The organism is Sphaerochaeta globosa str. Buddy (genome assembly GCF_000190435.1).
Lineage (GTDB): Bacteria > Spirochaetota > Spirochaetia > Sphaerochaetales > Sphaerochaetaceae > Sphaerochaeta > Sphaerochaeta globosa.
Genome location: NC_015152.1, coordinates 2870224 through 2882775, shown reverse-complemented (window position 1 = coordinate 2882775; position 12552 = coordinate 2870224). Strand labels below are relative to the sequence as shown.

Annotated in this window: 12 protein-coding genes; 8 read left to right on the top strand and 4 right to left on the bottom strand. The window is 50.2% G+C overall.

What is annotated here, in order from left to right; all coding sequences use genetic code 11:
- From SPIBUDDY_RS13415 to SPIBUDDY_RS13390, 6 genes are all read left to right on the top strand, one after another.
- The gene (locus tag SPIBUDDY_RS13415) at positions 1-906 is read left to right on the top strand and encodes an ABC transporter permease (RefSeq protein ID WP_013608310.1); all 906 of its coding nucleotides are present in this window, start codon (positions 1-3) and stop codon (positions 904-906) included.
- Positions 903-1742: an inositol monophosphatase family protein gene (locus tag SPIBUDDY_RS13410; protein WP_013608309.1), complete on the top strand. Its 840-nt coding sequence runs from the start codon at positions 903-905 to the stop codon at positions 1740-1742. Before SPIBUDDY_RS13415 ends, SPIBUDDY_RS13410 begins: the two co-directional genes overlap by 4 nt.
- The gene (locus SPIBUDDY_RS13405; protein WP_013608308.1) at positions 1703-3436 is read left to right on the top strand and encodes a sensor histidine kinase; all 1734 of its coding nucleotides are present in this window, start codon (positions 1703-1705) and stop codon (positions 3434-3436) included. Before SPIBUDDY_RS13410 ends, SPIBUDDY_RS13405 begins: the two co-directional genes overlap by 40 nt.
- Positions 3421-4221, top strand: a complete 801-nt coding sequence (locus SPIBUDDY_RS13400; protein WP_013608307.1) for a response regulator transcription factor — start codon at positions 3421-3423, stop codon at positions 4219-4221. Before SPIBUDDY_RS13405 ends, SPIBUDDY_RS13400 begins: the two co-directional genes overlap by 16 nt.
- 68 nt (positions 4222-4289) lie before the next feature.
- Complete coding sequence (locus SPIBUDDY_RS13395) at positions 4290-4721, top strand: NfeD family protein (RefSeq protein WP_013608306.1); 432 nt, start codon at positions 4290-4292, stop codon at positions 4719-4721.
- A 3-nt stretch (positions 4722-4724) separates the two neighbouring features.
- Positions 4725-5738 (top strand): SPFH domain-containing protein, encoded by a 1014-nt coding sequence (locus SPIBUDDY_RS13390; RefSeq protein WP_013608305.1) that lies wholly within the window; start codon positions 4725-4727, stop codon positions 5736-5738.
- On the opposite strand, the gene SPIBUDDY_RS13385 is transcribed toward SPIBUDDY_RS13390, so the two are convergent.
- The 3 genes from SPIBUDDY_RS13385 to SPIBUDDY_RS13375 all read right to left on the bottom strand — a co-directional run bounded on the left by SPIBUDDY_RS13385 (position 5721) and on the right by SPIBUDDY_RS13375 (position 8692).
- Positions 5721-6698: an aldose 1-epimerase gene (locus SPIBUDDY_RS13385; protein ID WP_013608304.1), complete on the bottom strand. Its 978-nt coding sequence runs from the start codon at positions 6696-6698 to the stop codon at positions 5721-5723. The two genes, SPIBUDDY_RS13390 and SPIBUDDY_RS13385, sit on opposite strands and share 18 nt — an antisense overlap.
- 64 nt (positions 6699-6762) lie before the next feature.
- Positions 6763-7710 carry an ADP-ribosylglycohydrolase family protein gene (locus SPIBUDDY_RS13380; RefSeq protein WP_172634208.1) on the bottom strand — a complete coding sequence of 316 codons (948 nt, stop codon included), beginning with the start codon at positions 7708-7710 and terminating at the stop codon, positions 6763-6765.
- A 106-nt stretch (positions 7711-7816) separates the two neighbouring features.
- Complete coding sequence (locus tag SPIBUDDY_RS13375; RefSeq protein WP_013608302.1) at positions 7817-8692, bottom strand: HNH endonuclease signature motif containing protein; 876 nt, start codon at positions 8690-8692, stop codon at positions 7817-7819.
- A 141-nt stretch (positions 8693-8833) separates the two neighbouring features.
- Between SPIBUDDY_RS13375 and SPIBUDDY_RS13370 the strand changes: the two genes are divergently transcribed.
- Positions 8834-10315, top strand: coding sequence for an alkaline phosphatase (locus SPIBUDDY_RS13370; protein ID WP_013608301.1), 1482 nt, complete (start codon positions 8834-8836; stop codon positions 10313-10315).
- Between the two features lie 69 nt (positions 10316-10384).
- A complete protein-coding gene (locus SPIBUDDY_RS13365) occupies positions 10385-11521 on the top strand; it encodes a YibE/F family protein (protein ID WP_013608300.1) in 1137 nt (378 codons plus the stop codon).
- Here the strand turns inward: SPIBUDDY_RS13365 and SPIBUDDY_RS15875 are convergent.
- A complete protein-coding gene (locus SPIBUDDY_RS15875; protein ID WP_013608299.1) occupies positions 11518-12492 on the bottom strand; it encodes a 2-thiouracil desulfurase family protein in 975 nt (324 codons plus the stop codon). The two genes, SPIBUDDY_RS13365 and SPIBUDDY_RS15875, sit on opposite strands and share 4 nt — an antisense overlap.
- Positions 12493-12552 lie beyond the last annotated feature (60 nt).

Here is a 12552-nt window from a genome sequence, read left to right as displayed (position 1 = left end):
GTGCAAATACGGATTTTAATTATTATTCTCTTTTCCCTTTCCGTTCTGCTCCTACAGAAAATTTCCATCGGCAAGCGCTCCTATTCCATGTCTGGCCTTCGTCCGCCAGCGGTGAAAAAACTCAAGAAGCTGCCTTTTATTCTGCTGACCATCCTTTGTTACTTCATTGCACTATGTGCCTTAGCACCTCAGATAACGACGATGGTTACGTCCTTCATAAAAACCCGAGGGCCTCTTTTTGTTTCCGGTTTTAGTTTGGAGAGCTATCGTTCTGTTTGGTTCAAGCTATCGGCGAACATAGCAAGAACGTTCCTCTATTCCACTATCGCTATGGTATTCATGATTGTCATCGGGATGTTCACCTCCTATGTCATTGTCAGACGCAAATCGAACTTAACCAACATTCTGGACTTCGTGCTCATGTCACCGTATGTCATTCCTGGTTCTGTATTGGGCATAATCTTGGTTATGGCTTTCAACAAGCCGCCGCTTGTCCTCACCGGAACCGCTGCGATTTTAATCATCAGCTACACCATTCGCAAGATTCCCTACATCATCCGTTCAAGTACCGGCATTCTGTATCAATTGGATCTCAGTAGTGAAGAGGCTTCAATTAACCTTGGAGTTTCCCCAATGAAGACCTTCTTCAAGATTACTGCCATATTAATGCTTCCCGGGGTTCTCTCGGGAGCTATTCTCAGCTGGATTTCCACCATCAATGAATTGAGTTCTACCCTCATTCTTTACTCGGGCAGGACAGGAACCATCTCTGTGGCAATCTACACCGAGATTATGAAGGACGGGTACGGAACTGCAGCAGCGCTTGCCTCAATTCTTACATTTGCTACTATTATCAGCTTGCTGGTTTTCAACACTCTGACCAAGGGTAAAGGGAGCGTGGTATGACGGTATCTTGTTTCGAAGATCGTCTGAAAATCGCCTGTGGTGCAGCTAAAATGGCCGGTGAAATGATTCTTGCTTCCAACCTGACTGATATCGCCTTCCTGGTAAAAGGAAAGAGCGATGTGGTCACTCATCTGGACACTGCCAGCGAGCGTCTGATTCGCGATATAATCCATCACTCATTTCCTTTGGATAACTTCCTTGGTGAGGAAGAAGGCCTGATTGAGTATGGTAATGGAGGGACCTGGATAGTTGATCCCATAGACGGGACAAACAACCTTGTCCACGGTATCCCCGGCTATACCATCAGCATTGCCTACGAGGCTCAGGATTCACACCCGGTAATCGGCGTGGTGTTCTCTCCCCAAAGTAACGAACTCTTCTATGCCGCACAGGGCTGTGGAGCCTTCTTGAATAGTAAGGCGATTCACATCTCTTCGGTTGCTTCCATTGCCGATGCAGTGAGTATTGCACCTCCTCCCTTACGCGTTCCCTCTCTCATCCCTTCCCACTTGAAAATCTATGAACTTCTCTGCCGAGAGGGTGGGGATGTGCGTGACTTTGGTTCGGCAGCGCTTCATTTGTGCTATGTGGCCATGGGGCGTGTTGAGGCTTTTGTCGAGTTTAAGCTCAAGTATCATGATTATGCCGCAGGGAAGGTGTTGGTTGAGGAAGCCGGTGGCTGTTTTTCATCTCTGCACTGTGTCGACCACATGCCGTATCAGGATATTCTTGTCACTAACAAAGCGCTTTTCCCATGGTATACTAGGTTCATTCGAAATCTACTGGGAGAGCAGGCGTGCAACGACGAGTCAGAAAGTTCTTTTCACAGCTCCTGATTTCTTACCTGCTTATCGGCGTGCTGCCGTTGGTAATTATCGGTCCGCTGGCATACTCTCTTGTACGCAATATTCTGCTTGATCGGGTACGTTCAACAACTGTGGAAGTGAATGATCGTCTCTTTCTTCAACTGCAGGGACTGGTTGGTGACACCTTGACTGTATTGGATGCAATTGCCACCGACCAAACCTTTCTTCCTCTGTATGCTTCGCAAATTTCCCAAGAACAACAAACCAATCTTTATAATGCCCTTTTCCTGTTGCTTACTGCACGTCACCTCAAGCCTGCAGTCCATGTAGTATCACTTGATGGTCACGTACGTCTGAATTCTGTAGAAACACCCATCGAATATACCCAAGAGTCCTATCGTAACTGGGGTGTCCTTCGCAAAGCCTTTCTAACCCAAGGTGAGGCAGTGTTATATCTACACGCCTCTCAGGATAGTCTGGGACGAATATTCAGTCTTGCAAGACATGTCAAGCAAGCTTCCTTTGAGGGTTTCATTATTCTCGATATTGGATATGAGCAACTAAAGGATATTTTGGATACTCACTCTACCGCCCACTTTCCCTATGTGGCTATACTCGACGAGCATAAGACAAGCAGTCGGATACTCAACGGAATTTTTACTGATGAAGAGCTAGATTTTATACGTCAGAGCAGCCTAAGCATCCATACCCCTGTTTCCATCAACGACGGCCAGCGTTATCAATTCTCTATCCAGAATGATAGAGCTCTTGCGTTCTCGTTAGTTTCTCTTTATCCGTTGGCCCAGATTGATGAAATTACATCCATTGTGGCTACCATCAGCATATCGCTGGGAACACTCATGACACTCTTATGTTTTTATCTTGCCTATCGATACAGCCGAAAAGCATCCAAGCCGTTGGATGAGGTGGTTGCATGCTTGAAGCGTGTTAGCGAGGGAGACTTTTCTGCTCGAACGCACATCATCGGCAACGATGAATTTGGCGTGCTCGGTGAATCGGTGAACGAGATGGTAATGAACATGGAACGGCTGTTACTGACCAACCAGCAGAAGGAGCAGAGCCTCAGGACTGCCCAGATTAAGGCATTACAGGCCCAGACTAGGCCGCACTTTATTTTCAACTGTTTGGAGTTGGTCAAATGGTACATTCTGCTTAACCAAAGCGAGGAAGCTTCCGCCACAATTGTTGAGCTGGGTCTTTTGCTCAGGAGTACGCTCGATTTGGCCGAAGGTATGATCACTCTCGAAGAGGAACTGGCCATTGTTTCCCACTACCTAGCTTTGCAGCAACGAAGAATGGGCGAGCGTTTGTCAGTCGAGTGTGATATTGATTCAACGCTTAACTCACTCACGATTCCCCGCTTTCTTCTCCAGCCTCTCGTTGAGAATGCTCTTATGCATGGACTTGAGAAGAAACGGGGAAAAGGGAGGCTGACCATCGGTACAAAGCGCGAGGATGCTGCAATACTATTCACGATTTCCGATGACGGGGTCGGCATGGAGAGTGAGAGGGCAAAAGGCATGGCATCCTATCGTGAAATCATTGATGCAATGCAGGAGGGTACCGGGCTGCAGAATGTTCAGAGGCGACTTACGTTGAACTATGGCAGTGCTTGTGAATTCTTCATCAGATCCGATGTGGGCAAGGGAACTACCATTACGATTCGCATACAGCAAGAGGTACTGCAATGGAAGAAAGGTTGAAGGTATTGGTAGCTGAGGATGAGAATATACTGAGAAAGGGGCTAATTCTCACTACCGATTGGAAGGCTTTGGGCATGGTCGTCATCGCAGAGGCCGACAACGGTATCGATGCACAAGAACTAGCTCTTAAGCTAGAACCTGATATCCTAGTCACCGATATCGCCATGCCAGGCAAGGATGGTCTTGAGCTCATCGGCGTTTTATCTGATCAGCTTCCCGATTGTGAGTGCATTATCATCAGCGGCCATGCGCAATTTTCCTATGCCCAGAAAGCTCTCAGTCACGGGGTGAAGGGCTACATTCTTAAGCCCATAGATCCCAAAGAGCTGGCAGCGGTACTCACCAAGGCCGCCAAAGAGATTCACAGCCGCAAACAGGAACGGGAAAAAGACCTTGAATTGGAGCAGCTGAGAGCTCTCTCTGAGGGATTTGTCCCAGGTAAAGCCAGTTTATCAAAAGATTATCGAGATCAATACATCCAAGATGCGGTCGCCATCATCGAGCAACACTATGCCGAGCATCTGAACGTAGGAGATATTGCCGAGCACATGGGGTTGAGCGAAAGAACCCTTTCGAATCTGTTCAAGGAACGAACCGGTTATACCTTTTTGGAATATCTCACCTTGTATCGAATGCGAATGGCCACCGCGATGCTGCAACAAAAGGAGCGGCAGGTGGGAGAGGTAGCCCTTATGGTTGGGTACAAGGACTATCGTTACTTCTGCAAGATTTTCAAGAGTTGTTTCGGTCTCACTCCACTGGAGTTCAAGAAAGGCGGCCGTTGATACGATTGACATGGAAACAGAGCAAGTCTACTGTTTTCTTATGTGAATATCACTCAAGGAGTAAGCAGATGAATTTGTGGTGGGTATTTGTAACAGTTGGTATTCTTTTGATGGCCATGGAAATCATTACTCCGGGCTTTATTATCATGTGGTTCGGTATCGCAACCATTGTAGCTGCAATACCGGTCTATTTCGGAGCTTCTACGTCGGTGGTTCTGATCACGTTTGCTATAACGCTGCTCATACTCACCGTATTCGTCAGAAGAATCTTCACCAATAGGTTTGCAGGCAAGGGTGGCATTCGGACCAACGCCTCCTCCCTGATCGGGGAGAAAGGGGTAGTCATTGAGTCGATCGACCCCCTCAAGGCAACAGGGAAGGTGCGGGTTCGCAAGGAAGTCTGGAGCGCCGGGACAAAAAGTGGAAAGCCTATCGGTGTCGACCAGATTGTCGTAGTCCAAGCCATCGAAGGGGTGAAACTGTTGGTGGAAAAGGAGTAGGGGATGGAAGAGCTCTATATTATTCTTGCGATCACGTTCTTTGTCATTCTCATCGTACTGAAGGGCATTAAGCAGGTAAGCCAAGGCCAGGCGATGATCATCGAGCGGTTGGGTAAATATGTGCGAACCCTGGATTCGGGCATTAACTTCATTATCCCGTTTTTGGACCGCAAGCGGGTGGTAAAACACCTCAACTACAAGCCCGACGGCCTCTCCATCTACTGCGTCGACCTTCGCGAGCAGGTCTACGACATCCCCTCGCAGGCGGTGATTACACGCGACAACATCAGCCTGACCGTCGACACCCTGATTTTCTACCAGATTGTGGAACCACACCGGGCCCTGTATGAGATCAGCGACCTGATCATGGCCATCCGTGAGCTCTCCAAGACCACCATGCGTAACGTGTTCGGTGAAATGGACCTCGATGCCAGCCTCTCTTCTCGTGATGTTGTGAACCAAAGGCTGCGCACCATCCTCGATGAGGCAACCGACAAGTGGGGGGTGAAAATCCTTCGTGTTGAAATCCAAGACATTGTCCCCCCTGCCGATCTCAAGGAGGATATGGAGCGGCAGATGCGCGCCGAGCGTACCCGCAGGCAGGAAGTCACCATAGCCGAGGGAAAGAAGCAGGCTGCCATACTGGAAGCTGAAGGAGTCAAGCAGAGCTTGATTCTCAACGCCCAAGGAGAAAGCGAGTCCCGTATAATGAAGGCCGAAGCATTCAAGACAGAGAAGATTCTGCTCGCCCAAGGCGAGGCGGAGTCAATTCAGCTTGTACAGCAAGCAAAAGCCATCGGCCTCGATGCTGTACGAAAGGTCTATGCTGAGCAAGGTGGTTCGAACAACCTGCTGATGATGGAAGTGCTGCGTTCCCAGAACGAGATTGCCAAGGACCTAGCCAATGGAACCAGCCAGAAGATTTTCCTCCCCACCGAGGCAGCCGGCTTGTTTGGATCTATCAAGGGCATCCAGGAACTGCTTTCTACCAGAGACTCCTTAGCCGATCAAAGCTAGATGAGTACTCACTGCAAGGCTTTCACCCATCCCAAGAGCACGGAATCCACTCTTTTCGGGTGGAAGCTTTGAGTTCGGGGCATCGATGATCCAGGTTTGCGGCTCAGCACAGACAAACCCTTCCTTGCCCCCCTTATTGAAGAGCATCCAATAGTCCAAAGGCGAGCTGGTGCTGTAATGGATGCTCCTCTGACTCGGTAGGTGGGTATACCAGATTTCATGCACCTGGTCAGTTTTGGTGGTGAGGTGGTTGGAAAGTGCCTGAGCATACGGTCTATAGGAACCCTCCCGCAGTGCAGTAAGCAGTGCGTTATCCCTAGCATATTCACCGGTAGGCATGAACGTTGACCGTTCGATCAGGATTTCCTGGTCGGCGTCCACCTTCAGTACATACGCTTCTTCTCTTCCCTCATGTAGAAAGTCAGCATTGAAAGCAGTATGAAAACCCACGCCCACCGGCATTGCAGTCTCTGACGTGTTGGTGATGGTCAACGCATGAGTCAGCCCTGTCTCATCAAGGCTGAAGGAGGATTCCACTGAGAATGTGTGGCCGAAGGAGAGATAGGGCTCAGAGGCGGTAGCCTCATAGAGGAAACTGATATGCGCTTCTTTTGCAGTGCACCACCGCTCTTTCGGCTTGAAAGGCGTGCTGCTGAGAAACCCATGAATGTGATGACCCCGTTCCTGCTCGTTGATCGGCAAGCAGTATTCCCTGCCTCCAAACGTAAACCTTCCGCTATTGATGCGATTGGGAGGAAACAGCAGGGGAGTGCCATACAGATTGGGTTGAGCAAAAAATTCTTCTTGTGAAGGTGGGGTGCGTAGCAGGTCTGCCTCTCCCTTACTTAGCTGGATGCAGTTTGCCCCCTTTTGGGCGCAGATGAAGGCACTGTAGAGCCCTGCTTCCAAACGATAGCCGCTGATGCCGTTAAGTTCTTCTTTATTGATTCTAGATGTCATAGTATCAAGATTGTGACCTTGGATGATGGAACACGCAAGATGAAAATCTTGCAAAATTCAGCAATCAATTGAACTGGCTCTGCGTATTCAGCTCCAACAATGCTTTTGTCCATATTTCTGCAAGGCTTGCAAGGCTCTGCTCGTCACTTACGAAGAGTCGCTTGATACAGTCAGTCAGAGTGAGAGCTTTTCTCCAGCGCAGCGGAATCCCTTCTGCGCTGGCAAAGGCCCCGGCCAATGCACCATAGATGGCTGCGTTGGTATCTGCATCACCGGCACGCATCGTGACTTCGACCATGCCTTGCTCAAAGCTCTCTGCATGGAGGACAGTATAGAAAGCAAGCTGGAAGGCAATGAGAACCCAACCCTTCAGACTTCCGTCTATGCCGTCAGGGGGAGCATCCTTGGCCTTCTTCAGGGCTGCAAGCACTTCTGTTTCCGTTACATAGGAAGGGGCGCATTCAAGCAGGTAGGAGTATACTTCCCCTGCACCCCAGCCTTTGCAGATGGCAAGGCTCAGGGCAATTGCAAAGAGGCGGTTGCAATCCCGGCTGACGGGGTTGGTGTGGGTGATGGAGCAGTCGAGATCAGAGAGCTGCATAAGTTGCGGAATGGATAGTTTGCAGCCCAGGATTCCTAGTGGTGTTATCCGCATCAACGCTCCATTGGCTTGGCTGTTGGGATTCATTCTTCCATCGAGGGCACCGCAGATGGTGATACCGATATCCTCAGGTCCCGCATTGCGCCACCTTTGGTATGCTTTTCGCACCATGCTCTGTGAGTAGGAACCGTGGCTGAGGATGCTTTGAAGCATCATGATGGCCATTTCGCTATCGTCGGTGATTTCCCCGAATGACCCCACCGATCGCTTGCATGCATCCATCTCCAAGATTCCCGAGGGGAATTGCTTCAGAATGTCTTTTTCCCGCTTGAACTCAGTTTGGGCTCCGAAGGCATCACCAACAAAACTGCCAAGCAGCGATCCAAGCGCTCGTTCATACAGTGTTGCCATCTTTGCATCTCCTTGCAGCCACTTTATCATAAAAATGGCTAAAAGGTTGGTAATCCTTACTCGCTGAGCAAGTTTTTGCTGGAAAACCATGCACAATTCTCCGTACCTATGAAATAGTGAGCAGGATTGGATGCTTGGCAAGCACTTCCCAACTCCTTTGCAGTACCTGGTCTTCACACCCAATTTTGCTATTGTGCTCGAGCAAAATAAACTCTTTGGTGTGAAACCTGCGGTGGCAGGAAGGGCAGAGACATAGTAAATTTGAGAGAGAGTCGGGGCCATTTTGATAGAGCGGCTGGATGTGATGGGCATCGGCATTGAGGTAGTTCCACTGCTGTTCTCGGCTCAAGGTCTTGACCCAACCGGGACGATAGATTCGTGTCCCGCAGACTTGGCACTGAAAATCATACAGGCATTTGACCGCTTCCTTCAGTGCACCGTTGCTGTAGTAATAACGCTTGGTTCCTATCTTCACGGTCTGATCATGAGAATTAGTAGAGAGAAGGCTGAGCAACTTCTGATCGATGCTTTTCTGGGGAGCCTTAGTCAGAAGTGTCTCCTTAATCCAGTAGGAAGCTTCAACATGGTCGGTATGGTAGTCTGGATCCTTCTCTTTTACCAGGTCTTCAGTAAGGGCATCCGATGCCGGATGCTCGATAAACCAGTCCCGTAGATAGCAATAAATAAGGGTATAGGCAGGGTCGGAATCGGTATGGGAGAGCAGGGTGGTCAGTGCATACGAGGGTTGGGCCTGTTCGAAGAAGCCATGATGGGTGTCGTCCAAGCCTAGGTAATGGGCGATACCCATCGACTGCCAGCCATGGCTGACCAAACCATCAAGGCCAAGGCAAAGCGCATCAAGCTCTCGAAACCCTTTTCTGCTGAAGAGCCAGTAGTACACAACCGATGAGCGTTGTTCGTCGGTATAGAGGGAGAATTCACGTTTTCGTGTTCGCTTGTTCAGGATAGGAAACTCATACATGAGCACATCGTAGCAGCCTTGAGGCTGGGAGGCCAGAGCCGGCTCTCATACTTTTCTGAACTATTTCTCATGATTTGCTGGTGAAAACCTCGCAATCATAGCGCAGTGTGTGGCCATCCAGACATTTCTGTGGAGGAATACATGAGAAAACATTTACTGATGGTTTTGCTGCTTGCAGCAGCAGTCATGGCAGGTCTCTCGGCACAAGCCGCGGGAGAAATTCAGGGTAGCAGTGCAATGCCTGTACAAGCACAGCCCAAGTACGTATTCATGTTCATCGGTGATGGTATGAGCCATGTGCAAATCAATGCTGCACAGGTTTTGAAGGGCAGCAATGAGAAGGGAAAGCTCTCCCTCAAGCCTCTTACCTTTACTTCATTCCCGGTTCTTGGTTTGCAGACCACCTACGATGCAACATCCTTCTGTCCCGATTCAGCTTCCACCGCAACTTCGCTTTCCAGCGGGTACAAGACGCATAGTGGAACGCTCGGACTGGGCATCGACAAGCAGATGCTTGGCAAGACCATTGCAGAACAGGTAAAAGAGCAGAAGGGCTGGAAGGTGGGTATAGTATCCACTGTCACCCTCAACCATGCCACCCCTGCTGCCTATTATGCCCACGTACCTTCACGCAATAGTTACTACGACATCGGCCTACAGATGGTACAAAGCGGGTTCGACTACTTTGGAGGTGGAGCGATCAACAAGGCTGACGATGGTGGCAAGAAGAGCATCTATACGTTGCTTGAGGAAGCAGGCTACCTGGTTACCGACGATGCGGACCAAATACGCAACCTCAGCTCAGCAAGCGGCAAGGTCTATGCCCAAAGCCCAAGGCTCCAGGACAGCGGTTCAATGCCCTATGCACTGGACATGGGCTTTGAGGATATCGGCCTTGAGCTGTTTGTACAGAAAGGAATCGAGGTGTTGGACAATCCCAATGGGTTTTTCATGATGGTGGAGTCAGGCAAGATCGACTGGGCTTGCCACGCCAACGATGCCGCCGCCGAAATCTACGATCTGCTTGCTTTTGATAAATCCATCGATGTTGCACTCGCCTTTGCCCAAAAGCACCCAGAAGAGACCTTGATTGTGGTGACCGGCGACCATGAGACCGGTGGTATGACCATCGGCTATGCCGGTACGGGATACTCCACAGCGTTCGATATCCTGGATGCTCAGAAGCTCTCCTATATCGCCTTCGATGAGAAGTTTACTGCACTGCAGAAACAGAATCCCAGTCTGCGATTCGAACAGGCTATGGCCTTGGTGGAAGCAGACTTTGGCTTGGTGGCACCTGGTAAAAACACAGCCAACAAAGCTTTGGTGCTTTCAGCTCTTGAGTATTCCAAGCTTGAAGCATCGTTCAAGCAGGCGATGCTGCCCTCCAAGCAGAGAGACGGCAGTGACCAAGCCTACTTGCTCTATGGTGGATACAATCCATTCTCCGTCACCCTGACGCACATCCTGAACAACAAGGCAGGTATCGGTTGGACCAGTTATTCTCACACCGGAACTCCGGTAGGAGTGTATGCCTATGGAAGCGGCAGCGAGCTTTTTAGTGGTTCCTATGACAACACCGAGGTGTATGCCAAGTTGAAGCAACTGACTGGTATTGTGTAACAGGGACGACTACTTTCTCCCTTCTTCTCCCCCCCATCCGGGGGGAGATTTCTTGCAAAGGATGAAGAAATGAAACTACATAAAGTTGTTCGCGAACGGGTTTTGATCGGTGTGTTGCTTGCCTTCGCTGTTGTATTGTTCCTGATTCCTACCGGTTTTGAACGCGAGTTGTACAGTAATGCCTTGGGCAGCAAGGCCCGTGTCATTGCCGTTGACAATACCAATCTCATTCAAAAAGGTGTGGTGAGGATGGGGGAACAGGTTGTAACCGTCCGCTTGCTCAAGGCTCCCTATAAGAATTTGGAAACCAATGCAGTTAACTTGTTGGGGGGCAAACTGGAGTTCGATACCGTCTATCAGGAGGGAGACCTTGCTTGGGTGCTGGTGGAGCGGGGCGGGGACGGCTCGATAGTGTTCGCCAACATGGTAAGTCTTTACCGGGTCTCCAAAGAGTTGCAGTTGCTTGGGGTTTTTGCATTTCTGGTACTCATGGTCTTAGGATGGAAGGGGGCTCGGACGCTGCTCTCCTTTACCCTTGCGTTCCTCTTGATCTGGAAAGTGCTCATCCCTCTCTGCCTGAAGGGGTATGAGCCGATTCTTGTCGCCCTGTTGGTGGGTGCTGTATTGACTGTCTCCTGTTTGCTTTTGGTGGCCGGGCTCACCAGAAAAGCATATTGTGCTATTGCCAGTTCCCTGCTCTGCTCGCTGGTCACCTGTCTTCTTGCCATGGTCGGCACGTGGTACTTTGCCATCCATGGAGCGGTATTGAGCTGGGCTGAATCCCTGCTGTTTGCCGGTTTTGGTCATGTCAATCTGACCAAGCTGCTGCAGGCAGCCATCTACCTCTCTTGCAGCGGGGCAATTCTGGACTTGTCCATCGATATCAGCGCAGCCTTGGAGGAAGTGCATCTGCACAATCCTCAAATTAGCCGGCTGCAGTTGTTTGCTAGCGGTATGCATATCGGCCAATCGGTAGTGGGCAGTCAGACCACCACCTTGCTGCTTGCCTATATCGGCAGCTATTTGACGATCATGATGGTCTATATGGCCCAAGGGACCCCGCTGATGAGCATTCTCAACTCCCAAAGTGTAGCCTCTGAGATCCTGCATACTCTCATCGGCTCCATCGGACTGGTACTGGTAAGTCCCTTGACTTCAGCAGTGTGCTCTTACGTGTATACGAGAATCCCGCAGCACAGAGCTTAGGATTCCTCGCGACTTTCTTTCTGCTCCTCAAGCGCCCTCAGCCGGCTCTTGTCCCGGTAGATGACCGGACTCGCTCCAAAGAGGAAGTCGTCCTCCAATGCGGTGCGTTCCATTTTGGTTAGTTCCTTGGCAATGGTGGTAACATTGCGCTTGAAATCCGGGCTGTTGATCTCCTCAACTGTCTTGCCCTTCTTCTTTCGGTAGTGGGAGTAGTGCTTCCACAGGCTGTTGGTGATTTTAACCGTAGTGGAAGGACGACGCAACAAATCCAATACTTGGGCTCTGAATGTCGGCTCAAACTGGGCGAAGTCTCCCTTGGAAAGGGATGCAAGGGTACGCCCCATCTCCCTAGCCCACGTGTTGTCCAACTCCTGGCAGAGGAACTTGAGCACATACCAAGTCTCATAGAGTTCCTGCATGGAGTGTAGTGGATGGTTAGCAAACCAATGGAAGGCGAGCAGCCGCCTTCTCCAATCCCACCACTTCAGCGGGCTTTGCAGATCACTGGAAGGAATGAGGAAGAATCCCTCGTCAAGCAGAAGCGAGCCGAAGACTCCGGGAGGGTTGCCCCGCTTGGTGCTTTTCAGCGTTGTACGATATACCCCGCAGGAAGGGCTGCCATCCATGTAGATGAAGGCTTTGACACCCGAGCGCTTGAGTACTTCAAGGCACTCTAGGGAACCTTGCTTCATCTGCTTGGTCACCAACCGGCCGGAACGGTTCTTTACTTCGGCTTCCCCGCTCCAAACCTGCTCCCCGTTTCCTCCTGAAAGGTGTACAGGGTCGCGGGTGACACCCAAGCCCGCCTGGCACTCAGGACAGACAGGGTAGAAGATAAAGTCGTTTTTCTCTCTTCCCAAGTCAGAGAGAACATCGATGCCCTTGCCGTTATAGCGAACCGGCCCTCCCATGGCACACAAGCTTATGCCGATGGGTATCTTCTCGGTAATGACGACTTGTTTTTGCTCCACAGATAGTTCCTCACTTGATTGCATTGTAGCATTGAAAAAGCGGAATGCGATAGGGAAGCA

Excerpts from the sequence above, each read along its gene's own strand:
- SPIBUDDY_RS13370 (WP_013608301.1), top strand. The coding sequence starts at position 8,834 with ATGAGAAAACATTTACTGATGGTTTTGCTGCTTGCAGCAGCAGTCATG.
- SPIBUDDY_RS13380 (WP_172634208.1), bottom strand. The coding sequence starts at position 7,710 with ATGGCAACACTGTATGAACGAGCGCTTGGATCGCTGCTTGGCAGTTTT.
- SPIBUDDY_RS13395 (WP_013608306.1), top strand. The coding sequence starts at position 4,290 with ATGAATTTGTGGTGGGTATTTGTAACAGTTGGTATTCTTTTGATGGCC.
- SPIBUDDY_RS13365 (WP_013608300.1), top strand. The coding sequence starts at position 10,385 with ATGAAACTACATAAAGTTGTTCGCGAACGGGTTTTGATCGGTGTGTTG.
- SPIBUDDY_RS13375 (WP_013608302.1), bottom strand. The coding sequence starts at position 8,692 with ATGTATGAGTTTCCTATCCTGAACAAGCGAACACGAAAACGTGAATTC.
- SPIBUDDY_RS13390 (WP_013608305.1), top strand. The coding sequence starts at position 4,725 with ATGGAAGAGCTCTATATTATTCTTGCGATCACGTTCTTTGTCATTCTC.
- SPIBUDDY_RS13385 (WP_013608304.1), bottom strand. The coding sequence starts at position 6,698 with ATGACATCTAGAATCAATAAAGAAGAACTTAACGGCATCAGCGGCTAT.
- SPIBUDDY_RS13410 (WP_013608309.1), top strand. The coding sequence starts at position 903 with ATGACGGTATCTTGTTTCGAAGATCGTCTGAAAATCGCCTGTGGTGCA.
- SPIBUDDY_RS13400 (WP_013608307.1), top strand. The coding sequence starts at position 3,421 with ATGGAAGAAAGGTTGAAGGTATTGGTAGCTGAGGATGAGAATATACTG.